This window comes from Limnoglobus roseus (assembly GCF_008254045.1).
GTDB classification, from domain to species: domain Bacteria; phylum Planctomycetota; class Planctomycetia; order Gemmatales; family Gemmataceae; genus Limnoglobus; species Limnoglobus roseus.
In genome coordinates this window covers 5,142,862-5,165,431 of record NZ_CP042425.1, presented here as the reverse complement: position 1 = coordinate 5,165,431, position 22,570 = coordinate 5,142,862, and the positions used below count along the sequence as shown (strand labels likewise).

At 66.8% G+C, this 22,570-nt stretch carries 20 protein-coding genes and 2 pseudogenes; 9 read left to right on the top strand and 13 right to left on the bottom strand.

Going from position 1 to position 22,570, the window contains the following annotated elements:
* Positions 1-8 precede the first annotated feature (8 nt).
* Both PX52LOC_RS21535 and PX52LOC_RS21530 read left to right on the top strand, forming a co-directional pair.
* A complete protein-coding gene (locus PX52LOC_RS21535) occupies positions 9-1,649 on the top strand; it encodes a tyrosine-type recombinase/integrase (protein WP_246173787.1) in 1,641 nt (546 codons plus the stop codon).
* 98 nt (positions 1,650-1,747) lie between these two features.
* On the top strand, positions 1,748-2,872 hold the full coding sequence (locus PX52LOC_RS21530; RefSeq protein ID WP_149112026.1) for a tyrosine-type recombinase/integrase: 1,125 nt from the start codon (positions 1,748-1,750) through the stop codon (positions 2,870-2,872).
* Here the strand turns inward: PX52LOC_RS21530 and PX52LOC_RS43985 are convergent.
* Positions 2,760-3,035: a helix-turn-helix domain-containing protein gene (locus tag PX52LOC_RS43985; RefSeq protein ID WP_390637557.1), complete on the bottom strand. Its 276-nt coding sequence runs from the start codon at positions 3,033-3,035 to the stop codon at positions 2,760-2,762. The genes PX52LOC_RS21530 and PX52LOC_RS43985 overlap by 113 nt on opposite strands.
* 111 nt (positions 3,036-3,146) lie before the next feature.
* Between PX52LOC_RS43985 and PX52LOC_RS21520 the strand changes: the two genes are divergently transcribed.
* From PX52LOC_RS21520 to PX52LOC_RS44415, 3 genes and pseudogenes are all read left to right on the top strand, one after another.
* Positions 3,147-3,893, top strand: coding sequence for a transposase (locus tag PX52LOC_RS21520; RefSeq protein WP_168219126.1), 747 nt, complete (start codon positions 3,147-3,149; stop codon positions 3,891-3,893).
* Between the two features lie 30 nt (positions 3,894-3,923).
* Positions 3,924-4,474, top strand: a pseudogene (locus PX52LOC_RS44420) (transposase); the annotation flags it as partial.
* A 54-nt stretch (positions 4,475-4,528) separates the two neighbouring features.
* A complete protein-coding gene (locus PX52LOC_RS44415; RefSeq protein ID WP_449280338.1) occupies positions 4,529-4,843 on the top strand; it encodes a tyrosine-type recombinase/integrase in 315 nt (104 codons plus the stop codon).
* Here the strand turns inward: PX52LOC_RS44415 and PX52LOC_RS43980 are convergent.
* A complete protein-coding gene (locus tag PX52LOC_RS43980; RefSeq protein WP_149112022.1) occupies positions 4,758-5,051 on the bottom strand; it encodes a helix-turn-helix domain-containing protein in 294 nt (97 codons plus the stop codon). The genes PX52LOC_RS44415 and PX52LOC_RS43980 overlap by 86 nt on opposite strands.
* A gap of 254 nt (positions 5,052-5,305) precedes the next feature.
* Here PX52LOC_RS43980 and PX52LOC_RS21500 point away from each other — a divergent pair, with 254 nt between their 5' ends.
* Complete coding sequence (locus tag PX52LOC_RS21500; protein ID WP_149112021.1) at positions 5,306-6,100, top strand: hypothetical protein; 795 nt, start codon at positions 5,306-5,308, stop codon at positions 6,098-6,100.
* A 547-nt stretch (positions 6,101-6,647) separates the two neighbouring features.
* Here PX52LOC_RS21500 and PX52LOC_RS21495 read toward each other — a convergent pair.
* The 10 genes from PX52LOC_RS21495 to PX52LOC_RS21450 form a co-directional block, all read right to left on the bottom strand.
* Complete coding sequence (locus PX52LOC_RS21495; protein ID WP_168219125.1) at positions 6,648-9,500, bottom strand: reverse transcriptase domain-containing protein; 2,853 nt, start codon at positions 9,498-9,500, stop codon at positions 6,648-6,650.
* A 512-nt stretch (positions 9,501-10,012) separates the two neighbouring features.
* Positions 10,013-10,597 carry a hypothetical protein gene (locus tag PX52LOC_RS21490; RefSeq protein ID WP_149112019.1) on the bottom strand — a complete coding sequence of 195 codons (585 nt, stop codon included), beginning with the start codon at positions 10,595-10,597 and terminating at the stop codon, positions 10,013-10,015.
* Entirely contained in the window at positions 10,590-11,837 is a 1,248-nt protein-coding gene (locus PX52LOC_RS21485; RefSeq protein ID WP_149112018.1) for a hypothetical protein, read from the bottom strand. The genes PX52LOC_RS21490 and PX52LOC_RS21485 overlap by 8 nt, the downstream gene beginning before the upstream one ends.
* The gene (locus PX52LOC_RS21480; protein ID WP_149112017.1) at positions 11,809-12,480 is read right to left on the bottom strand and encodes a hypothetical protein; all 672 of its coding nucleotides are present in this window, start codon (positions 12,478-12,480) and stop codon (positions 11,809-11,811) included. The genes PX52LOC_RS21485 and PX52LOC_RS21480 overlap by 29 nt, the downstream gene beginning before the upstream one ends.
* 229 nt (positions 12,481-12,709) lie before the next feature.
* A complete protein-coding gene (locus tag PX52LOC_RS21475) occupies positions 12,710-13,300 on the bottom strand; it encodes a hypothetical protein (RefSeq protein WP_149112016.1) in 591 nt (196 codons plus the stop codon).
* 127 nt (positions 13,301-13,427) lie between these two features.
* Positions 13,428-13,931, bottom strand: a complete 504-nt coding sequence (locus PX52LOC_RS21470) for a hypothetical protein (RefSeq protein ID WP_149112015.1) — start codon at positions 13,929-13,931, stop codon at positions 13,428-13,430.
* Between the two features lie 11 nt (positions 13,932-13,942).
* The gene (locus PX52LOC_RS21465; RefSeq protein ID WP_149112014.1) at positions 13,943-15,319 is read right to left on the bottom strand and encodes a hypothetical protein; all 1,377 of its coding nucleotides are present in this window, start codon (positions 15,317-15,319) and stop codon (positions 13,943-13,945) included.
* Between the two features lie 288 nt (positions 15,320-15,607).
* On the bottom strand, positions 15,608-16,852 hold the full coding sequence (locus tag PX52LOC_RS21460) for a vWA domain-containing protein (RefSeq protein ID WP_149112013.1): 1,245 nt from the start codon (positions 16,850-16,852) through the stop codon (positions 15,608-15,610).
* A gap of 45 nt (positions 16,853-16,897) precedes the next feature.
* Positions 16,898-17,749 carry a hypothetical protein gene (locus tag PX52LOC_RS21455; protein WP_149112012.1) on the bottom strand — a complete coding sequence of 284 codons (852 nt, stop codon included), beginning with the start codon at positions 17,747-17,749 and terminating at the stop codon, positions 16,898-16,900.
* Positions 17,750-17,792: 43 nt separating this feature from the next.
* The gene (locus tag PX52LOC_RS21450; RefSeq protein ID WP_149112011.1) at positions 17,793-18,788 is read right to left on the bottom strand and encodes an AAA family ATPase; all 996 of its coding nucleotides are present in this window, start codon (positions 18,786-18,788) and stop codon (positions 17,793-17,795) included.
* A 216-nt stretch (positions 18,789-19,004) separates the two neighbouring features.
* Here PX52LOC_RS21450 and PX52LOC_RS21445 point away from each other — a divergent pair.
* From PX52LOC_RS21445 to PX52LOC_RS21435, 3 genes and pseudogenes are all read left to right on the top strand, one after another.
* Positions 19,005-19,373, top strand: a pseudogene (locus PX52LOC_RS21445) (IS1380 family transposase); the annotation flags it as partial.
* A 96-nt stretch (positions 19,374-19,469) separates the two neighbouring features.
* Entirely contained in the window at positions 19,470-20,771 is a 1,302-nt protein-coding gene (locus PX52LOC_RS21440) for an IS256 family transposase (RefSeq protein ID WP_246173433.1), read from the top strand.
* Between the two features lie 487 nt (positions 20,772-21,258).
* Positions 21,259-21,702 (top strand): transposase, encoded by a 444-nt coding sequence (locus tag PX52LOC_RS21435; protein WP_149112009.1) that lies wholly within the window; start codon positions 21,259-21,261, stop codon positions 21,700-21,702.
* A 63-nt stretch (positions 21,703-21,765) separates the two neighbouring features.
* Here PX52LOC_RS21435 and PX52LOC_RS21430 read toward each other — a convergent pair whose 3' ends face one another.
* Complete coding sequence (locus tag PX52LOC_RS21430; RefSeq protein WP_149112008.1) at positions 21,766-22,530, bottom strand: hypothetical protein; 765 nt, start codon at positions 22,528-22,530, stop codon at positions 21,766-21,768.
* Between the last annotated feature and the right edge of the window lie 40 nt (positions 22,531-22,570).

Below are 22,570 nucleotides of genomic sequence, written 5' to 3'. Positions count from 1 at the left end.
GCGTGAAGATGTACAAGCCGACGTTTACGAAGAAACTGCCGCCGAACCCCGACATCGTGGACCGCGACGGGAAGGCCCACGTGAGGATCCGCGAGGGCGGGCGGGCGGTGCTCTACCCGGTCACGGCGTGCGGGACGATGTACCTGAAGGAACTCGACACGTGGTACGCCAAAGTTCGCCAGCCCAACGGCAAGCGGAAGCCGGTCCCGTTGTCGCCGAACAAGCGGGCCGCCGAGATCATGCTCGGGGAGATGTTGCAGGCCATCGAGATGGGCAAGGCCGGGGCCGTCGACCCGTTCCGCGAACACGCCGTCACCCCGCTGGCCGACCACCTCGCCGCCTGGCAGAAGGCCCAACACGCCGACGGCGTCACCCGAAAGCACTACCGGGCCGCCGCGTCTCGCGTGCAGAAGGTGTGCGACCACTGCCGGTTCACGTTCGCCCCCGACTTCGACCCCGCCGACGTGACCGACTTCCTCGCCGACCTCCGGGAAGCCGACTCGCGTCCCGTCCCGCCGGACAAGACCGAGTACACGAAGAAGGAGTTGGCGGAATTCCTCGGCGTCTCCCTCGCCGCGATCCCGCCGATGATCCGGCGGCACAATCTGACGGTGACGGGCGAACTGCACGGCCGCCGGTTTCCGCGGGAGACGGTCGTCGCCCTCGCCGAGCGGAAGGCCCGCGGGGCGAGCGCCCGCACGGCGAACACGTACCTCATCGCGCTAAAGGCGTTCGTGAACTGGATGGTGCAAGGGAAGCGCATCGCCGCTAACCCGTTCGACCACCTGTCGGCCGCGAACGAGAACACCGACCGCCGCCACGACCGCCGCACGCTCACCGAGGAAGAGACGTTCCGCCTGATCGATGCAACCCAGAATTCATCACAGACGGTGCGCGGTCTCACGGGGCGAGAGCGGGCCGTCCTCTACCACACTGCCCTCGGTACCGGCTTCCGGGCCTCTGAATTGGCATCGCTGGCGATAGCGTCTTTCTCTCTCGCCACGAACCCGCCCACGATCCACCTCGCCGCCGACAAGGCCAAGAACCGCCAGGAGGCCGTTCAGCCCATCTCCCCGTCCCTGGCAGACGTTCTCCGGCCGTTCCTCGCCGGCAAGCCGCCCCGGTCATTGGCATGGCCGGGCAAGTGGGCTGCCGACGCCGTGGACGTTCTCCGGCACGACCTGGACACGGCCGGCATCCCCTACCGGGTCGACTCGCCCACCGGCACGCCCCTGTTCGCGGACTTCCACTGCCTGCGTCACACGTTCATTCGACGGCTGGACGAAAGTGGGGCGACACTGAAAGAAGCCATGCAACTGGCCCGACATTCTGACCCAAAATTAACGATGGCGATTTACGGGCGGGCGTCGGTGGCGGAACTCGGTGACGTGGTTTCTCGCCTGACGCTGGTTCCGTCACATGTACCAAAACATGTACCAGCCGGGGATAGCCCGTGCGGAACCATGAGGACCGATGAGGAAACTTGTCCAGTGGATACGCCTGAACAGGCATTACTGCAAGTACTTAATTTGAAGACGTTTGAGGACGAATGTGGAGAGATGATGACCGCTGAGGAAGTACACCCGACAGGAGTTGAACCTGTAACCTTCGGCTCCGGAGTCCGCGTTTCAAAGACAATTTCCCTTTGATTTCAAGCCTATTTCCTTTCTATGATTGGTACAAAGCCCACGGTTTGGTACGATTCGCATAGGTTTGGTTCGGGTTTAGTACGCATCGGGAGGCGATCATGGCCCGTCCGGCGAAAGTCTGGCACCGCAGTGACATCGGCTGGTGGATGATTACCCTCGGCGGCGAGAAGACGCGGCTCGTCCAGGGACCTAACGACGATCATCACCGTCAGCTCGCGGAAGAGAAATACATCGAACTGAGAAAGATGCGTCGCACGTCACCGGAAGCCGTCGGCAGCCGCACCGCAGACGTGATCGAAGCGTTCCTCCATCACAGCCGCGTCCACTTCGCCGCCGACACCCATCGGCTGAACAAATACTACTGCCAACTCTTCGCCGAGGCGTGCGGCCAGGTGCTCGCCCGCGAACTGAAGCCGTACCACATCGACCGATGGATCGACCCGAAGGTCGAGGCGAAGGACTGGGGCGAAACGACCGTGTACAACGCCCGGAAGGCGGCGGGCCGCGTCTTCTCGTGGGCGGCCGAGCGAAAGCTGTTACCCGAGAATCCGATCGTCGGGATGAAGAACCCGAAGCCGCGTCCCCGTCAACGGGCGATCAGCGACACCGAGTTCTGGAAGCTCCACGAGAATGCCGGCGGGCCGCTGAAGGATTTGCTCGTCGCGCTCTACCTTACCGGCGCACGGCCGAAGGAAGTGCGAGAGTTGAGGTGGGATCAAGTCCAGGAAGACCGCTGGGTACTGATGGAGAACAAGACCGGCAAGAAGACGGGCAAGCCTCGCGTGATTTATCTCACGGGACCGCTGAAGGAAATCACGAACCGGCTCCGGGGCAACGGACACACCCACGTGTTCCTGAACACCGAAAAACAGCCGTGGACGATGAACGCCTTGCGGCTTCAGGTCTGGCGGATCAAGAAGAAACTGGGACTGGCGGACGATGTCTGTGCCTACCTCTGCCGGCACGGGTTCGGCACGCGGGCGATCATCTCGGGGGTGGACGGTCAGACGCTGGCCGAGTTGATGGGGCACACGAGTCAGGAAATGATCTCGAAGGTGTACGTTCACCTTGCCGACCAACACCAGCACTTGAAGGACGCTGTGAACAAGATCAACGGGGCTTCCATGCCTTCGCAAGCCGCTGAGGGTTCAACTCGCAAAAGGGCAAAGCCGGTGAACCCGAAGCGGCCGGGACCGAAACCACAGGGGCCGAACAAACCTTGAACGCGGCGATCACGCCGTTCAGGTCATCGACGGCGATACGGATCGTGCCTCGCTTCCCCTTGCGACCCATACGGACATGGGGGAGCGTCCCGTCGCCACACCACACATATATCAGTGACTCAGAGACACCGGCGTGGGTAGCAGCTTGCTTGACAGTTAACACGGTACCATCTCCTTTAAACAGTAGTTTCCAGGATTCTCGTTGATCGGTGGCGGGTTTTGCGGCCAACTGATTGGGTGCGGACTCACCATCAGGATGCCCGGAACCGACGTCATGAACGACGCGACGCAACTCGTCCAGTTGTGGAAACAACTGCTTCTCCCGTTTGCATTCGTGCTCACCCAACCGGGCTTCACCCGCTTCGCGCAGTGGGTCACCGGAACCGTGCTCGGCTGCGAAGAACACACCATCACCCAGATCCTCACCAGCATCGGCATGGAGGATCGGTGGCGGGTCGTCGAGCACTTTGCCGAGTATGGCGCGTTCCGCCGCGACGCCATCGAGCAACAGACACGGCAGGTGATTGAGACCGAGGTCAGCCCCCGATTTCACGGTTACCGGGTCGTGGCGTTGGACGATACCAAGTGTCACCGGACCAGCCCGCATGTCTGGGGCGTCTGCACCTTCCACGAACCGGCCGGGCGAAGTCCGAACCGAGCCTCGACCGTCCGAGCCCACAACTGGGTCGTGGCCGGGGACCTCGTTCCGGGCACACCCTGGACCTTCCTCCCGCACACGTCTCGACTGTATTTCCGCAAGACCCAACTTCCCGAAGGGGAGATGTTCACCACCAAGACCGAGTTGGCAGCGGCCATACTCCGACAGGCCGATGCCGACTCCCCGGTCCCGATATTGGGCGTGTTTGATGGGGCCTACGCGAACAAGACGGTGATCGGTCCCTGTCTGGACACCAAGAACGGGCGACGGATCGACGTGGTCACCCGGCTCCGGTTCGATGCCCAACTCTACCGTCCACTCGACTCGACTGAGGTTCCCCAAGTTTGGTGGAGTCGAAGTTAACGGTGTACACTCTGACCGAGGAGTTCACCGATGGCTCGTCCCCGAACGACTTATACCGCCGAGTACAAGCTCGCGGCTGTGAAGATGATCACCGACCAGAAGTTGTCGGTGGCCGAGGTCGCCCGACGCCTGGACGTCGGGGAGAACCTACTGCGGACCTGGCGGAAGGCGCTCGAGGAGCGCGGGGCCGCGGCCTTCCCGGGCCACGGCAACCCGACCCCGGCCGAGGACGAGCTGCGCCGCCTGCGGGCGGATAACGCGCGGCTCCGGGCCGAGCGGGATTTGTTAAAAAAAGCCGCCGCGTACTTCGCCAGCCCGCCGACGTGACGTTCCGGTTCATCGCCGAGAACGCCGACGCGTGGCCCGTCGCCTGGATGTGCGAGTCGCTGGAGGTGTCCGTCAGCGGGTACTACGCCTGGGCCACGCGTGCTGACAGTTCGACCGCGGCGTGGCGTCCGGAGTTGGCCACGGCCATCGAAGGGATTCACGGCGAGGTGAAGCAGCGGTACGGGAGCCCCCGCATGGCCGCCGCGTTGAACGCCCGCGGGCATGCCTGCTCGGAGAACACCGTGACCCGCCTGCGGAGCAACGGGCACACGCACGTCTTCTTGAACACCGAAGGAAATCTCTGGACAATGAACGCCCTGCGGCTACAAGTGGGCCGATTGCGGAAGAAGCTCAATCTGCCCGCCGACGTATGCCCGTACCTGATCCGCCACGGCTTCGGCACGAAGGCGATCCTGAACGGGGTGAACGGGCCGACGCTCGCGGAACTGATGGGGCATTCGTCGCGGGACATGATTCAGAAAGTGTACGTCCACCTGGCCGACCAGCATGAACACTTGGCGGCCGCCGTCGAGAAGATCAACGGGTCAGCCAAGCCTTCGCCAGCCGCTTCGAGTCCAACTCGGAAAATAGCGGCCCAGGTGCCGAAGAAGTCGAGGAGTTGACGAACTTCGGTTCGGCCGGTGCGATTTTCAACTGTTCGAGGAACGCGGCCAAGTCAGAGGTGGAGATGAGGATCTTTCCTCGCTTTCCTTTTCGGCCGACCCGGTAGTGCGGAAGCATGCCGTCGGCACACCAGTCCCGAATGAGTGACTCGCAGACGCCGATCGCAAGTGCGGCTTGCTTCACTGACAGATTGTGCGTCAGTGTCATGACCGGCCCTCTTCGGTTTCTTCCTTCACCATTGATCGGACTCGAAGATTTTTTCCCGAACCGCTTGGTGGTCGCAATGAAGACCGCCCATCGTTTTTTGAAGTTCGAACTCGACCCGGAGTAACATCGCGAGATGAATTTGGTGCGCCGTAGTTCTTGGCCATCACGCGTTCATCGGCGTGCCTAATCATGGCTTGCCGATTACAACGGATACAGGGCAATAAGCGTTGACGAGAAATTTTTGGAGGGTCGTTGTGACCAGATTCGCTTGGGCCGTCAGTGGGGTTGGCTACAGTTGGGAGAATGTCAGCCGTGACGAGCGCTATCGGATCGGGCTGGCGACCTTCGCAAAAGACACAGCCGTTCAAACTTACCAGCCGATGGTTGACACGCCGCTGTTGTTCCACAAGTTCGCAGAATTAGACGGTCCCGACGACTACATCGCGTTCGCGAACAAATACGGTCAGTTGACCACGGGCGTCACTGTTCTCGACGACGATGGCGAGGTACTCGAAAGTTGCACATTGGCCGACCAGCTCCGGTGGCCGAACGGGCGGCTCCAAGAGCCCCACGATTTGGTGCGAACAGGAAACGACGAGACGGAAGCCGAACCCGAAGTCGAAGCAATATGGCTTTTCCACTCCAGTAATATGAGGAGTTGGAACAAGATCTGGGACGGTGGTTCGGCGAAGGGTCGAGCTTTAGAACGCTGCCGAGAAGTAATCCTGGCCAATCTAAATTTTAACGTTTTGCCGATTTTTAACGATCAAGGCGCCATCTCCTTCCGGCCGACCAACCTGCTTTCGGCGCTGTGGCTTCAGTTCGGCATAGCCGTCGGCGGCGGGTTCGAACACCGTCAATGTCCCCAGTGCGGAGATTGGTTTGCCGTTGGAACGCGTTCGCCCGACGCCGAGCGACGGACGCGTCGAGACAAGGTCTTTTGCACCGAACGTTGCCGGACGGAGCGACACTACGAGCAAAAATCAAAAAGGAATGATCGGAAACGTGTGACCAAAGGTTCTGAGAAGTCGCCGCGCGGCAAACCTTGATCGTCTATCGGCATGATACGCTTCCCACATTTTACCCTGCGCGTAGCGAACGGTGCCGATGCGTTTGCGGCCGTCGAGCGAGTTCAGGCTGAGCCGCGGTTGTGCGCCGAGAAGGTCTGCGATTGGCATCGTCACGGAACATCCGAGCCAGTTTCTCGATTCGCATCAAGGGGCCGTCCGGCGGCGCGTGCGACCGTGGCGAGCGACCCAGGGGCCGGGGAGGGCAAACCTTTTCCGCCAAGTCCCTGTGGTCGGCGATCTCGCGGCCTCCGACTTTCCGCAGCTGAAATCCTTAAAGGTCACCTTGATGGATCAAGGGTTCAATGACCTGGAGTACCACTTCGTGCTGACGCAAGTCGGCCGCATCGACCGCTCTCGTGTCGAATATGTGGCGCAAGGCTCGATCGGAGCGGACGCTCGGCGCGCAAGGCATCGACTTCCGCCGTCGACTTGACGAGAAGGGATGTCACGCGGGTGCGTATCGCACCGGTCGCGGCCCGGACGGCGCGAACAAGGTGGTCAGGTCTATCGTTGAGAACGGACGGTATCAGCGAACCATCTCTGTGCTCGCCAAGTGGGGAGGACTAGCCCATGGTTCCGTGATCCAATCCGATCTCGAACATGATCTTGCTCGGTACGGCAGGCTTGCCGAGTGGGGCAAGTCTGCCGTACCGAGCCCGGTCGACGACTGAATCGTGCGCCGGACGTCGCTGACGTCCGGCCAATGGGGCGGAGCACCCGTCGTCTTTCGCGTCCTGGCGGCCAGGTATCTGTCCCACGGCGTCACGGGTTTGACCGGCCGGACCGGGTCCGGTCGACCAGCGAGGGTTTTAATCCACCCCCCCCGTGATGCCACGATTCGTTTTCCAACAAATGTCTTCGCGTCGGGAATGGTGAGTTCCGCGGCCCGAAGGTGGTGGAGGATCTTTCGCGTGACTTCAGTTGCTCTCGTTTCGAGGCACGGACCTAACGCGGCGATCAGGCCGTCGATCGTACTGCTAGCGAACGCCGTAGGGTTGTCGTGGTCGTGGGCACCGTTGAGGACCGCCTGGAGTTTAGTCCATAGGGTCTTCTTGGGCGAGTAGATCACGCGGCCGCCCCGAACGTGAAAATTGAATCCCAAAATGTCGGACGTGCTTGGGGTCGCACGCCCGTCCTCCGGGTCGTCACTTGGGGGGCGGGTGTCACGGGTGTCGATCACGGCGGACTCGGCGTTGCCTTTCAACTCGAATCCGGCCGCGTGCAGAAGATCGTGCTGTCGCTCGTAAAGAAACTTTGCCTCGGACACCGTTCGAGTCGTGCCGCCGATGTTATCGGCGAAGCGAAACAGGAACGGGAACTTGTGACTCCAATACAGGAGTTCGTCGTACCGGTAGTGCAGGATGATGTTCAGCAGCAGCGGCGAGATCGCGCTGCCCTGGGGGATGCCGTCGGTTAACCCATTTACACCTCCGAACAGGGAGACAAAATGCCGAAGATACCGCGGGTCCGGAACCATCCGGGCGAGATCTTCGCGTAAGTGGTCGTGCCGCACGTAGTCGAACGCGCGACGGATGTCGTCGAGCACGACGATCGGGTAGCCGCCCTCGATCGCCCGGGCCATGTCGGCCAGGACGTGGTTGGGCGACCGGCCCGGCCGGAACCCGTAGTTCATCGGCAAAAACTTCGCGTCGGCGAACGGGCTCAAGATGGCGTTCGCCGCCGTCGAGACGATCCGGTCTTCCACGTTCGCGACCGACAGGATGCGGTAATCCTGCGGCCCTTGCGGAACGAGGACCTTCGGGATCGGGACCGGTCGGACAGGGCCCAGACGATAGCTCCCTCGCAAGATCTCATGACCGACGTGGGCGAGCACGGGGGCCACGTCCCGGAGGCAGTAGTCGGACGGGCGGACCCGGCTGGGTCCGAACGCGTCGCCGCCCCGCCGGAGGAGGTCGTGGAAGTTGGCGATCAGGTTGTCGACGCCGAACGCCTCGTGGAACGGGGGCAGTTCCGACGGCGACCCGGCGAGCGCCAGCCTGCGGGCCCGTTTCTTGCCGTTAATGTAATTGCAGATCAAGGACGCCGTCTTCGCTTGGGCCGGTCGGGCCGGACCCGGCGTCGCGGCCTCGGCGGCGGTCGCCGCGATCTCGACCGCGCGGAAGTCCAACAGAGTCGGCCGGTGCGGCGTCGTCAGGCGATTGGCCGGCCGGGCCCGCATCGCGATCGTGTCGCGGCCGGAGAGGATGTTCGCCCGCTGGGCCCACCACCACCGGCCGTCCGGGTGGGTGTGGACGTAACGGTAGAGGTGCGGGTACGCGGCCTCGGCGGACGAGAGCCACCCGGCCGCCTGGTACGCGGCGAGGCGCCCTTCCGCCCGGCGCCGATACCGCCAGTCGAACGCGTCGTCGAAGTCGATGACCGTGAGGACCCGGGGCCGTCGCTGCGGCGTGGAGAACTGCCGGGGGAGCGGCCCGAACCCCGTCAGCCCGTCCAAGCGCACGATCGTGTCGACGTCGTCCAGGTCCTCAGGGCCGAACTGTCCCGGCGTGACGACCCGGACCCGCGGGCAAGGCGCCACGTGGCAACTGGCGTCGAGGTCCTCGTTCGTATATCCCGAAGGTGCGACGACCAGTACAGTTCGCGAGGCCGTCAATCGCTCGGCGAACGCCCGAGACAGTCCGAAGTGGACCAAACCGTCCGTGTCGCCCGCCCGGATATTGCGAACCACGGACGCGGCGAGGCGCTGCCGTTTCGGGTGACTGGCGAGGTGGCCCGCCATGGGAAGGCGATCGGCCGGCAGCCACGGTTTCGCCTCCCGCCCCGTGCGGACGAAGTGGTATTGCACGTCGCGCGCCTGCCGCCCCGACACGGGCACGTCCACCGTGTGACAGCCGTACCGTGAGAAGACGCGGCGTTGTTCGTCCGGCGTCAGGCGGTCGACCGCCGGGAGGAAGCCGACGAGCCGCCGGTGGCGGAGGCCGACGCTCCCGCCGAGGCGCTCGTGCGGAACGAGGCCGTCCGTTCGGCGGTCGGTCGCACTGTCGGCGTCCTTGCCGAAGATGCCACAGCCCAAATCGTTGAACGCAAGCCGGGCGTCGGCGAGCAGGACGATGTCGGCCGACATGAGCCGCTCGGCGAGGCGGATGCGGACGCACTCCCCCTCCCGCGAGATCGTGATGGCGTTCGGGGCCGCACCATCGTCCGGGCCATCGGCGCCATCGACCCCAGGACGACACACGCGGTGGCGGAGTCCACTCCCGCGGAGGCACGCGGCGATCTCGGCGCACTGGTCCTCGTTCCGCCCGACGATGAGGATCTTTGCATCCTGGAACGCGAGGCAAAGCTGCGTGATGAGCTTCAGGAGTTCAAACCGCTTAGTCCCGTACGTGACCAGCGAGGTCGGGGCTGACGCGATCATTCGGACCAGGGCCGGGTTGTGTAGGTTCGGAAAGTCAACGAACGGAAGCGGTGGTCCGATTCCCTCGACGCGGTGGACGTCGACCTCTCGTCCGTCGTGTCGGAGAACATCCTGGGCGAGAGGTAGGTGCCGGTGGGCGACCCACGGGTAACCGTCTCTCCACCGCACCATCGAGGCGTCGCACCACCCCGGGCGTTGGGCCGGCGCGGTCCAGTTCACGCTCAAGGGATCAATGTCTGCGCTCACGGGCTCGCGGATGAGGATCGGCGGCAGGGCTCTCGCCAACGAAGGGTCCGTCGGCGTCTCGCCCCACCCCCTCAGAAACATGTCCCCGTAACAGACGAGGTGCGTCGGCGCAGCCGAGGGGGCTCTTTTTGAACGCGAGTTCGGGGTCAGAATCACGGCGTCGATCCGAGGAGCGCGTCACGGGCTGTGGATGCCGCGAGGGTACCAAATATCGAAGCCGGCGTGAAGGTCAGCACTGCGTTCAGGTCTTGCACGGCAGCTTGAAATTAGATAGCGTTAGGCTTCAAACGAGGCCCAAACCCTGCGGAGAATCTGCCTTGAACCGGCCCCCGAAATCTGAAATCCGAGTCCGGTACAACTTGCCGGAGGAATACTTCAAGGCCGTACGAATTCGTGCGGCCTTGGATGACGTGTACCCTCGCGACGTCCTCGTCCGGGCGCTGGATCAATACCTGGCGCCGGAGTTGGCGACGATCCGCAATCTCATATTCCTCCCGACCATGACGAGCGAGCGGTAGCGGAAGGTGTCCGACGGCCCCGCCGGCCGCCGCGCCGAGGGCGGCCCCGGTCAGTGCGTCGGCGAACGGACGCTTGCGACCGGTCAGAAAACCGAGGCCGGCCCCAGCGCCGGCCCCGATGCCCGCCCCGCGAAGGGCGTCCTGAACGTCCGGCGTCTGGGCCTTCCAGTGCTTGTCGACCGAGGCCGACAGGTCGTCGAACCACCCGGCCTGCTTGAGGTGTTCCGTGCCCAGTTCGACGACGGCCGCGTCCGGCTCGGCCGGCCCGGTGATGGTCATGGCGAGTTGGCGGCCGGTCAGGGTTTCAGCCAGCTTTGTGAAGTGATTATGCAACGGCGTTCCCCTGGGGCTTGTTGGGTGCGGGGGCGTACGTCTTCTCCAAATCACGCATCTGGGCGACTTCGTACGGGTCGATGGCGTTCTTGCCGGCCATCAGCCGCTTGCGGAGGAGGGCCCGCATGGTGCCCTGGTCCTGTAACGCGATGGGCGACGTCTTGGCGAGTTCGTTGTAGTGGGCCGTCACCTCGCTCGGCGGGGCGTGGCGGAGGATCTCGTCGTGGCTCATCAGCCCGCCGAGGGTGGCCGCCAGGCGGATGTTCCGCAACTGGGCCTCGTGCTCCATCGTGTCCGTCTGGTCCCGATAACTTTCAACGTCACCGGGCGTCTTCAGCGGGTCTTCCACCTTACTCCGCTCCATCATGGCGTTGATGCCGACCCACTTGGCCAGGTCGCTCGCCGACTTGACGCCGAACATCACGGCCAGCGTCCGGTCCCCCTCGCGGGTAATCGGCCCGTCGAGCACGGCGGCTTCCGCCGTCAGAGCCCGGGCAGAACGCTCGGCCCGGGCCAGGAGTTCGAGGTCCGCGTACTGGGCGACGGCTTCCTTGAGCAGCGTGTACGACCGCGTCCGCGTACTGGCGTGGCGGGCCGCTTCCTTCCGGCGGGCCGGGGCGACCATCGGCTCGACCCAGTTCAGGACCGTCGTCGCCGGCGGGCCGAACAGGACCTCGCCGTCCCGCCGGAGGTCGGCGAGACTCGGCCCGTGGAAGTCGCCCAAAGACGCGATCAGGTCTGTGGCCGTCTTCCGGAACCGGTCCACGGCGGCCAGACTCTCGTCCGTAACGCGGCGGGCCAGGGCGGCGGCCGTCTTGGTCCGCGGGACCGGCTCAGCCGGTCGTTCGGCCGTCGGTGCCGCGTACGCCTCGACGTTGCACAAGACGAACGACAGGTCCGGCGTCGGCGGGGCCTGCCACGGGTCGGCGGCCGCCTCCTTCTTCCGGGCCTTGTGCGTCCGCGTCCGCCGGACCATGATCTCGGCCACGTTCTCCGGCCGGGCCACGTCGACGGCGGCGGCCTTCGCCATCACGGCGTCGTTGTGCTGCCGCTGGCCCTCCATCGCGGCCGTGTTCGCCGCGTAGCACAGCGGCTTCAGGTGCGCGGGCGGCACGCCGTGCTCGAGGGCGGCCCGGGCGGCCGCCTCCTCGATCGACTCGCCCGCCTCCATCAGGTCGCACGTCGTGTCCACGGCGGCGGCCAACTTTCGCTTACTCGCGGTCGTCATTTCCGGCATCATTCGTTGCTTCCTCGGGTTGCCCCTCTCGCTTGAACGGGTCGCTCTCGCCCAGGTCTTCCACCGGCGTGTTCGCCAGGAGGCCGACGGTCCGGGGCTCCGTCTTGACCGCGGTCGACTCGCTGGCGTCGATGACCGCGTAACAGAACGACTTCAGAATTCCTTCCAGGCTGGCCGCGATCTCGTCCGCCTGGCCCAGCGACAGGCGGTGCTGCAGGTCGGTGTTCCGCATCATCAGGTCCATCACGTTCCCGTCCGTGAAGGAGCTGATGGACAGCGTCCGGCCGGCGATCAAGCTCTTGTACGCCAGCGAGTGCTGGGTGTCGGCCGCCATCGAGAACTTGACCTGGCCGGCGTCGTTGACCCACGTGATCCCGTTCTTGCGGACGAACACGTCGAGCATCAGCGGGCCGCCGAAGTACGCGTACAGCTTCCACATCTTCGCCCAGTCGCGGGGCTTCAGGCCGTCGTGGAACTGCTGGCCGAGGACGCAGTTCACGAACCAACTCACGTTGTCGAGGCGGTCCCGCACGTGAAAGAAGACGGCCTCGTACGCCTCGACAACGCCGACGGCGATCCCCTGGATCTCGGAGATCTCCTCGACCGTCTGGCGGGCGAGGAGGCGGCCCTCGATCTCGTTCCCCATCGGGTTACCCGCCTGGCGGTGGATCGAGTACGCCCCGAGCTTCGCCGTCGCGGCCTTCCGTCCGGGGGCTAAAGGAAATCGCCCTGGGGGCGGGCGGCCCGTTCCGAGCCGCCCGCCCCCGGGCGTCCAACCGTTCAATTCCGGTTCAACCGCACCCCGGTCACGGCCGCCCGTCGTCACGGGCCGTAGGTGCGAGAGACGGGGGTTCTCGATCCGGAACGCGCACGGGTCAAGCGACCCACGGGCGGGCGACCCGGCGGCACCACAGGCCGGCCTGGACGGCGAACGCGGTCAGCCCGGCCCCGACGCCGCTCAAGAAGGTCGCGACCGGGTGCGAGGCGAGGGCCACGGCCGCGACGGCAACCCCAACGCCGACGGCGATGATCGCCGCCCGCTTCAGGTGCCACGCGACCTGGCACGCCTGCCGCACGGAGCGGGCCTTCGCGGCGGTCGCCGCGGCGTACGCCTTCGCCCGCTCGGTCCCGGCCCGAACGGCGGCGATCGCCTTGCCGGCGAGGCCGGTCGCCCCGCCTCGCACGGCCGCCTTGCAGCGGGCGAGGAACGCTGCCCGCCGGGACGAGCACGGAGTTGTGGCGGCAACGGTCGAGACGGGTGGGGCGACGGCCTGGCGGACCAGGGCCAGCGTCGTCGGGTCGGCGACGAATTGGCGGAGGGCGTCCGCCAGGCCGTCTCGGACGGCGTCGCGGACGGCCTCGGGGAGGGCGTCGGCGAGGACGTCGAGGATCCCGTCGAGGCGGTCGAGTTGGTCGGACAGTTGCTTGCGGGGGCGGCCGTTTTGGCACGCGGGGGTCACGCTCATGGTCCATCTCCGATTGGCAAAAGGGTGGGAACGGGGCGTTCGTCGGCAACCGCGGCCGGGCGGGACGGGCCGGACCCGCGGACGCACGTCCCGGGGCTGGGCTTTTCACCGGGCGGCGGTCGGGGGATCAGTCGGTCGGGGCGGGGACGAGGTCGGTCGCGGCGGCCACCGCCCCGAGGGCGGCGACGACGGCCGGGTGGCCGGTCAGGGCGGCGAGGGCGGCGGCCAGGCCGACGCCCAGGCACGGCCACCCGGGGAACCGCCGGCGGAGCAGCCACCGGGCGGCGAGGAGGCCGGCGGACACGGCCGCCGGCCACGTCCGGGCGACGGCGGTGGGCGGCGGTGCCGACCGGTCGCCGGACGCGACGTCGTCCTCGTCATCCTCCTCGGCGGGCGGGTCGTCGCCGTCGTCCCAGCGGGCGGTCGCCGGGCGGTACGCCCGGTGTTGGGGCGGGGGCGGGGCCGCGGGGCGGCCGCGGACGGCGGCCGCGAGCACGTCGTTGACGCACTCGGCGACGATCCGGCCCATCTCGGTCGCCACGGCCTCGCGGACGCGGGCCTTCAACTGGACGAGCGCGTCGGTCAGCCGCACGAGGCGGTCGCGGACGTGCGGGATCAGGGGGTGGGACATCGCGGCTCCTTTCACGGGCCGAGGTTCAGGGACTTCAAGCTGGAGTAGACGGACGCCAGGGCCCTCTGCTCCTTCTTCTTCGACTTCAGGACCGCCACCAGGCGGCCGGCCGCCTGGGTGGCCTCGAACAGGTGGGACCGCAGGGCCTCGGCGTCGGCGAGCGGGTCGCCGGGGTCGGCCGGCTCCGTTCGGTCGCGGGCTGGACCGTTTTGCTCGGGGAGTTTCATGGGGGATCGGGCCTCCGTAGCGGGTGGGGGGTGAGAGGTCGCGGCAACGAGGGCGGCGACCGGGGCGGCGGCCGCCACGACGGCGTCGGGGTGGAGGTTGGCGGCCAGCCAGGTCAGGTTGTCGCCGCACGCGACGACCGGCTGGTTCGCGCCGGCCACGCGGATCGTCGAACAGCCGAGGGCGATCGCACGGATCAAGAACGCCCGGTCGACCGCGACGCGGCTCGGGCCGTTCGTGACCCGCGACCGCGGCAGGACAATCTCGGCGGTGTCGCCGGTCGCTTCGTCTCGCCCCCGCACCACGGCCGGGCGGCCGGGGGCCAAGTCGAGCGTCACCGGTCGCTTCTCGTCGCGGTGGCCGGGTAAGGTCGGCACGCCGGCGGCGAGGACACCGGCGTCGGCCGGGTCGAGGGCGAGCGAGGTCGGCGTGGGCGTCCGCGGGACCACCGCGGCCACGTCCGGGAACCGGCCGGCGGCGGTCCGGAGGAACGCCGTCCACGGCCCCGCCCGGACGACGAGGTGGTCGTTCGTCCGGCCTACACCGACGGTCGCCGCCTTCGCCCACTCGGCCGATCCGAACAGCGCCACCGCCGGGACGAGGACGGCGTCCGCGAACGGGAGCGAGAAGCCCGTGTGCCAGTACACGGTGACGCCGTCGGACGCCATCACGTCGCCGGTGCCGCCCCGCACCTGGACGCGGTCGAGGGCGTACCGGGTGGCTTCACGACTCGTGGTCCGCCCGGCCTCGTGCAGGGCGGTCGAGAACGCGATCGGCACCGACGACAGTTCCTTCGGGTCGGTTGGGAACGCGGGCTTGGGGCCGGGCGGCGTCACGGCCACGGTCTCGACGCGGTCGCGGCCGCGGTCGGTCCAGCGGACCTCCGCCCGCCGGCCCGCCACGGCGACCGTGACCGGGTCGTCGCCGGGGCCGGCGACCGCGTCGAACAGGCCCCCGGGCAACTCGATCGGGTCGAACGGCTCGGCCGGGCCGGGCACGCGGCCGGTCAGGACGACCGCGTCGAGGTGCACGGCCCAGACGCCCGCGTCGCCGGTGTGGGCGACCGTGACCGGTGGGGCCGGGCCGCGGGGGCGGCCGACGACGCACGTGCGACCCAGGTCGCGGAACGCCCGCAGGAACGGGCGGGGAACGGTGAGCATCATGTCCTCGGGGGTTAGCGGGCCGCCGTCCGGGTGACGGCGGCGGGGGTGGGGAACCGGCGGACGAGGGCGGCCGCCACGCGGTGCAAGGCGGCGGGAAAGGCGGGGTGGGCGAGGGCCCCGCGGGCCGTCGCCGCGTCGGCGTGGTCGCGGGGGTCGTGATCGGGAGGAGGAACTCGTCGCGCGGGACCGGGCCGGCGGCCGCGGTCGGGCGAGCATCTCCGGCGGAAAGGGGACGGGACCGCGACCCGGCCGACGGGCCGGGTCGCACGACGGTGGTTACCGTTCGGGTCATCCCGCGGTCACGCGGACGCTCGTGCCGAACGGCGGGGGCGAAGTGTTGTCGCCGACGACGGCCCACAGGACGGGCACGCCGGGCGGGCGGTCCGGGAACCGCGTTTCGAGGTCGGTCAGGCAGACGACGCACGCCGGCGACACGCCAGCGCGGTCGAGCCAGTCGAACACGCACGCGTGCGCCGTGCCCCCGCCGCCGACGGGGGCGAGGACCAACGGCCCGTCCCCCGACCGCCAGGTCTGGACGCCCTGCACTTCGGTGTCGTGGTACAGCACGGTCGCGACGCAGTCGAACGCCGACAGGACGTCGTCGACGGCCCCGGCGAACACGGCCAGTTCCGTCGGCCCGACCGACCCGGACGTGTCGACGGCGATGACGACGTCGCCGAGTTCCTCCGACCGGAGGCCGGGCAGGTACAGGCCCTGCCAGAGGAACCGGCGGTTCGGCCGCGCCCACGCGTAGTCGTTGCACGCCGTGGCCGACACGAACGCCCGGAGGACGGCCCGCCAGTCGACCGGCGGGCGGCGAACCGCTTCGACCGTCCGGGCGATCCCGGCGGGCAACTCGCCCCGGCCCTTCGCCACCTGCTCGGCCTGGACGACCGCCACCTGCCAGGCGGCGGCCGTCTGCTCGCGGGCGGCCGGCGACCCGGCCGCCGGCTCGGTCACCCCGCCGCACCCGCCGGGGTCGGGCCCGCCGCCGTCGCCACGTGGCGACTCGGCCCCGGCGCCGCCCGGTCCGCCGGTCGCCGGCGGCTCGGCCAGGCGGGCGTAGTACTCGTCGGCCGACTTCCCCGCCGGCAACGCGGCGTACGTGCCCTCGCCCGGCACGAACCGGGACGCCGGCAGCACGAACCCGGCCGCCAGCAGCAGCGGGTTGACGGCCAGATCGCACGCCTCGTTCCACCGGGCCGGGTCGCGGGCCCCCCGGCGGAACGGGTGGGCGAGGGCGTTGTGCATCACCTCGTGGGCGAGCACGCCGACGAGTTCGTCCGGGCTCAAGCCGGTCACGAACCGCGGGTCGTAGGCGAGGACGCGGCCGTCCGTGGCCATCGTCCCGCACGCCCAGTCGACTTCCGACGTGAGTCGCAGGGCGAGGGTGGCGAAGAACGCGCTCTTGGCGTCCCGGCCGAGGATGAGTTTCGCCCGGGCGGTCGCGAGGCGCTTGGCCGCGGCCTCGGCGACGGCCTGCTTGGCGGCCTCGGCCTCCAGGGCGGCGAACGGGTCGGCGGCCGTGGTCATGGTCACTCCTTTCAAGGGTTGAGGATGGGTCGAGAAGGGTTGCGGCTACACGCCGACGGCGGCCGCCGCCGGTTGGGCCGCGAGTAACAGGGACGCCGTCGCGGCGGCCTGGTCGGCGACGTCGACCGCCCGGTGGAGTTCGGCCAGGCCGACGGACAGCAGGTCCTCGTATAGGAGGACCTTGTCCCGCAGGTCGTGGGCCTGCTGCCGCCGCGTCTCCAACGCCCGGCCGCCGAGGTCGCCGGCGGCGACCTCTTCGGCGATCCGGGCGGTGGCGGCCTGCACCTCCCCGACGACGGCGTCGCGGACGGCCCGGACGGCGTCGGCGTCGAGGCGGTGGCGGATCAGGTACACGGCACTCGGCCGCCCGTCCGACGCCGCCTCGACCGCCCGCGCCACCGCCGCCCAGTCGTCGAGCTTCGGCCCCGGAATCCAGTACACGGCCCCGGTCGGTCGGAGCCGCGTGCCGCCGAGGGACTCCACGACCTTGACCAGGCAGGCGGACAGTTGCGCCGCCGGGATCCGCCCGGCGTGCCGGCGGAAGGCGGCGTTGACGACGGCCGCCCGGTCGTCGAACGGGTCGTACTCGACCGTGGACAGGGCGGCGTCGCGGACGCGGGCGACGAGCGCCGTGGCGTACGCGTTGGCGTGCTTGCCCCGCTCCTCCTTGACGACGGTGAACCCGTCCCGGTCGGCGAGCGGGCGGATGAGCACCCGCGCCCCGCCGAGGGCTTCTTCGAGGGCGTCTTTCAACACGCTGGCCGGCGGCCGCGGGTCGGGGACGTATTGCTCCAGGCCGAGTGGCGTGAGGCCGGCCCGGAGGCGGTCGCGGTCGGTGAACTCGCAGGCCGTCCAGAAGGCGACGGCCCCGCCCGTGTCGAGGCACGATTCGATCATCGGAATCTCCGTAAGGATTGAGGGAAGGGAAAAGGGGAAAGGGTCAGGCGGCGAGGAACAGGCCCTTGGTGCGGGCCTGGGCGATCCACTGCTGGACGATGGACAGGGATGCGAGCTTCGGCTTGACGGCGAGGACGTCGCGGAGGGCGAGGAGGGCGAACTCGTCGGGGAACCGCAGGGCGTACTGGACGAGGCCGTGGGCGGGCGTGGCGTCCGACTTGCACCGCTCGGCGATCGCTCCGACCAGCGCGTACAGGACGGCCGGCTCGCGGGGCACCGGCGTCGTTTCGGGCTGCTTGAGGATCACGTCCAGGTCGGGGAGTTCGCGGTACAGTTGGAGGAACCCGACGAACTCGGCCGCCGGGCCGTCGCCGACGCACCCGGCGACGACGCGGTGCAGGAGGTCGGCCGGCGTCCCCGCCACGACGTCGGACACGAACGCCCAACTCCGCGGCGTGGGGAACGCCCGCGGACTCGCTGCGGGATCGAACTGGGCGAGCAACGCCGGCCGGTACTGGAGGAACGCGCGGACCTCCGGGGCGACGTTGTTCACCACGGCCCACGCCTGCCAGTCCTCGGCACTCACGTCGAGGTCGAGGTGAACGAAGCGGTTCAAGAGGGGCGTAATCAGCCGGTGCGTGCCGGCGCGATCTTCCTGCCGGTTACTCGCGGCGACGACGGCCCACCCGGGCGGGAGTTCGTACTCGCCGACCTTCCGGTCGAGGACGAGTTGCAGGCACGCGGCCTGCACCAGGGGCGGGGCTTGGGCGAGTTCGTCGAGGAAGAGCACGCCGTCGCCGGTCCGGGGGAGGAAGGCGGGCGGGCACCACTCGGCCCGGTCCTTCGTGACCTTCGGCAGGCCGCGGAGATCGACCGGGTCGAGGAGGGTCGCCCGGACGTCGACGAGTTTCAGTTTCAGGGCGTCGGCGGCGTGCCGGACGACGGCCGACTTGCCGACGCCGGGCGGCCCCCACAGGTAGACGGGCCGGCGGGTCGGGAGCAGGGCGCACAGGGCTTTCGAGACGTCACGCGGTCGCATCACTCACCTCCTTGGGAAACGGAACCGCCCCGGCGGAAGTCGGGGCAGTGGGTTGGGACGGGGGGAACGTGAGGGGTAACGCACCCCTCACAGAGAAGTGACGCAAACAAACTGGAAATTAAGCTCTTGAACTGCATGAACTGATCGGAGCACCGGACGCCACTGGCACCGCCCCGTTGAAGGGGCGAGACTGGCGGGGCCGCATCGGGGCCGGTCAGCGGACAGGTGGATCAGGCGATCGGGCTGTGCATGCGGTCTGGGTTTCGCCGCATGGTCCTGCGGGGCGACACCGACTTCTCCCAGACTCAGCACCTCGACCGCGGGCACGAGTTGCCGGGCGTGAATTTCATCTTCGGTTACGATGCCATGCCGAACCTGAAGGATCTCGCGGAAGGCTTGCCCGCTACGGCTTGGAGGCCTTTGGATCGCCCAACTCGGTACGAAGTGCAGACACAACCTCGCAAGCGTCCGGAGAAGGTGAAGGACCGGATCGTTCGCGAACGCAAGTTCGATGTCCTGCGGTTGCAGTCGGAGGAAGTCGCCGAGTTCGATTATCGACCGAGTGCGTGTGCGAACACGTACCGGTAACGTGGTAAAAGTTGCGCACATTCGTTTTGAGGCGTGGCGGGAGGTCTTACCGTGAGCGTACCGGCGATTGCCGGTCGGCTCGGAGAGGCCCTGATGAGCGATTCCCCCTTGCCCCCAGATGCACCGACGGCGGCGACTCCGCCTCACACGCCGTTGCGGGCGGCCTTCGCCGTCGACGACCGGCAGGTCCAAGCCCACCTCGACCACGTCGTCCGGCAGACGGTCGAACAGACGCTCAACGCGCTCCTCGACGCCGAGGCGGATGCGTTGTGCGGGGGCAAGCGGTACGAGCGGTCGCCCGACCGGGTGGACACGCGGGCCGGGACCTACGACCGCACCCTGCACACGACCGCCGGCGAGGTCACATTGAAGGTGCCCCGGCTGCGGTCGCTGCCGTTCGAGACGCAAATCATCGAGCGGTACCGGCGGCGGCAGTCCAGTGTGGAGGAGGCGTTGGTCGAGATGTACTTGGCCGGGGTGTCGACCCGGCGGGTCGAGGACATCACCGAGGCCCTGTGGGGCACGCGGGTGAGCGCCAGCACGGTGAGCGAACTCAATCAGAAGGTGTACGAGCGGATCGACGCGTGGCGGGGGCGGCCGATCGCCGGGGAGTACCCGTACCTGTTCGTCGACGGCATCTGGCTGAAGCGGACGTGGGGCGGCGAGGTGCGGAACGTCGCGGTCCTGGTCGCGGTGGGCGTGAGTGCGGCCGGGCACCGGGACATCCTGGCCGTCCAAGAGGGGTCGAAGGAAGACGGCGAATCGTGGCTGACCTTCTTTCGGCACGTCAAGGAGCGGGGCCTGCGGGGCGTCCGCATGGTCACGTCGGACAAGTGCCTGGGCATCGTGGAAGCGGCCGCGGCCGTGTTCCCGGATGCGACCTGGCAGCGGTGCGTCGTCCACTTCGAGCGGAACATCCTTTCCACGGTGCCGCGGGAGAAGATGGCCGAGGTGGCGACGATGGTGAAGGCCATCTACGCGTCCGAGGATCGACCGGCGGCGGAGGCGAAGGCCGAGCAGGTGGCGGCGAAGCTCGATGCCATGCGGCTGAGTTCGGCGGCGAAGGTGTTGCGGGCCGGGGTGGGCGAGACGCTTTGTTACTTCGCGTTCCCGCAAGGCCACTGGCGTCGGATTCGGACGAACAACCTGCTGGAGCGGTTGATGAAGGAGATCCGCCGGCGGACGCGGGTGGTCGGGGCGTTCCCGGACGGCCACTCGGCCGTCATGCTGGCGGCGGCCCGGTTGCGGCACGTGGCGGGTACGGACTGGGGCGAGCGGGCGTACCTGGACATGAAGCTGCTGTCCGAGCAGGACGGGAAAACGAAAACCGCTGGCGAAGGGAATGGTCCGCTGGTAGCACCAGCGAGTAACGGCAGCGTGGGAGCAGTTGTGTAGTGACGAGGCGTGCGTGTTCGGCGTTCACTCGCCGACTTCCCAACCCCGACCTCCAGCCCTTTAAAAAAATGTGCGCAACTTGACAGACACTACCGTTCGGGCTTGTCTGCTCCCTCCACGCAGGCATTCACCAGCGTTCGAGCCATCTCTCGACGCCACTCCCGGATGCGGCGCTGCAAGGTTCGCAGCTGCCCGTCCGGATACCGGTCGGGGTCGGCTTGTAGCAAGCGCTCCAACACGCACTTCGCGGTCGCTTCGGGATCGGCCTGGAGCCACAGCAGGATCTCCGGCCACGCGCCCTCGAAGGGATCCTTGTGAGTCCGCCAAGTGCGCGGCGACGATACCTCGCTCCGATGCGTGGGGCGAGGTATTGTCGCCGCGCCACAACTCCGGCAACGTCGCGAGGAACGCCTCCAGGCTTTCTCGTTCCGGACCATGGCCCAGGTCGCCCGAGTGAAGGGCCGCCAGCGCCGACTGCCCCGCGCGGATCCGATGCAACAGGTCCAACGGATCCAGACGGGCCAACTCTGCGCGGACCGGGCGGGTCGTCCTGACCGCGGGGAAGCCGAAGGAGGGTCGGGGTGCGGCCCTGTTCTGCCGCCACCTGGACGACCTCCGGCGGGCGTTCCGCCAGTACAAGGTCATCCACGTCATCTGCGATAACGCCGGGACGCACACGCCCGAGGGGTCGAAACTGGTCCGGGCATACCTGGCCGAGTGGGGACACCGGGTGAAGGTCCATTACCTGCCGAAGTACGCCCCGGACACGAACCCCATCGAGCGGCACTGGTGGCGGCTCCACGAGGCCGTCACCCGGAACCACCGATGTCACACGATGCAGGAGTTACTCGACCTGACATTCGACTGGTTCGAGACCCGCACCCACTTCCGGGTCCAGTCCGGAGTGTACGCCAAAACGCCTGGGAAATGAGGCAACTTCCGCCTTTGGCGGGAGCTATTTAGCTGAGCCACTACCAGATTTCTATAATATGCATTACATAATTGCGCGGCGGATCGCTGAGACGGCGAAGGACTCTTGTAAGCCAGCGACGTTGGGATCGGAAAATATCCATCGTGAATATCGAAATCGTTTGTTTTGACTCATTTTATCTATTACGTCCTGCTCCGATTTTAACTTATTTACGACTTTGAATCGTTCAACGTCATCATAAATCTGGAAACCAAATGATTGACGGATTTGGTTGCTCAACTCAATTTTTGCCAGCCTCTCGTAAGCCTGGGCTGATTCCTCATCTTCGAATTCTACCAGCGCGATATCGCTCACTTGATTCGGGGCATGCATCACCGATATTAGAAATACTGGGTGTCCAGTTTGTCTTGACAGAGGTTCAGAATACTTGCTGTTCAAAACTATTTTTTTTTGAGAGACAAGAACTTGAATTAGATCTTGAGTTGTTCCATTATAATGCAAAAATCCTTTTTGAAACGGTTTTGACATGGTAAGCAGAATAACACCGAATATTACGAAAGCTGTAACTAACGCTCCAAGTACTATCATTGATCTGGTTCTTTTGGATTTGGAGTGTGATGGTTGTCGAGATTCGGGAGCCGAGGTGATATCGAATTCATCTTCATCTTGGTCGTGAGTACGACCATTGTCGGGCGAAGAAACGTCGCCTGTTGTCCGGGATGGGGCGGCTGGTATAGGAAAGCTAGTGACGGGAGGCGCTCCCGGAATAACTATCCGCACGTCACATTTTTTACAAGTGAATTTCTTGCCCGATTTCTGGTCCGGCACGGAATACCATACTCCGCACTTTGGACAGGGAAATTGAATA

Coding starts and splice junctions, on each gene's coding strand:
- PX52LOC_RS21520 (WP_168219126.1), top strand. CDS start 3,147: ATGAACGACGCGACGCAACTCGTCCAGTTGTGGAAACAACTGCTTCTC.
- PX52LOC_RS21530 (WP_149112026.1), top strand. CDS start 1,748: ATGGCCCGTCCGGCGAAAGTCTGGCACCGCAGTGACATCGGCTGGTGG.
- PX52LOC_RS21485 (WP_149112018.1), bottom strand. CDS start 11,837: ATGATGCCGGAAATGACGACCGCGAGTAAGCGAAAGTTGGCCGCCGCC.
- PX52LOC_RS21495 (WP_168219125.1), bottom strand. CDS start 9,500: ATGATCGCGTCAGCCCCGACCTCGCTGGTCACGTACGGGACTAAGCGG.
- PX52LOC_RS21440 (WP_246173433.1), top strand. CDS start 19,470: ATGAGCGATTCCCCCTTGCCCCCAGATGCACCGACGGCGGCGACTCCG.
- PX52LOC_RS21475 (WP_149112016.1), bottom strand. CDS start 13,300: ATGAGCGTGACCCCCGCGTGCCAAAACGGCCGCCCCCGCAAGCAACTG.
- PX52LOC_RS44415 (WP_449280338.1), top strand. CDS start 4,529: ATGAACGCCCTGCGGCTACAAGTGGGCCGATTGCGGAAGAAGCTCAAT.
- PX52LOC_RS21465 (WP_149112014.1), bottom strand. CDS start 15,319: ATGATGCTCACCGTTCCCCGCCCGTTCCTGCGGGCGTTCCGCGACCTG.
- PX52LOC_RS21480 (WP_149112017.1), bottom strand. CDS start 12,480: ATGGGGAACGAGATCGAGGGCCGCCTCCTCGCCCGCCAGACGGTCGAG.
- PX52LOC_RS21460 (WP_149112013.1), bottom strand. CDS start 16,852: ATGACCACGGCCGCCGACCCGTTCGCCGCCCTGGAGGCCGAGGCCGCC.
- PX52LOC_RS21470 (WP_149112015.1), bottom strand. CDS start 13,931: ATGTCCCACCCCCTGATCCCGCACGTCCGCGACCGCCTCGTGCGGCTG.
- PX52LOC_RS43980 (WP_149112022.1), bottom strand. CDS start 5,051: ATGACACTGACGCACAATCTGTCAGTGAAGCAAGCCGCACTTGCGATC.
- PX52LOC_RS21535 (WP_246173787.1), top strand. CDS start 9: ATGTACAAGCCGACGTTTACGAAGAAACTGCCGCCGAACCCCGACATC.
- PX52LOC_RS21450 (WP_149112011.1), bottom strand. CDS start 18,788: ATGCGACCGCGTGACGTCTCGAAAGCCCTGTGCGCCCTGCTCCCGACC.
- PX52LOC_RS21455 (WP_149112012.1), bottom strand. CDS start 17,749: ATGATCGAATCGTGCCTCGACACGGGCGGGGCCGTCGCCTTCTGGACG.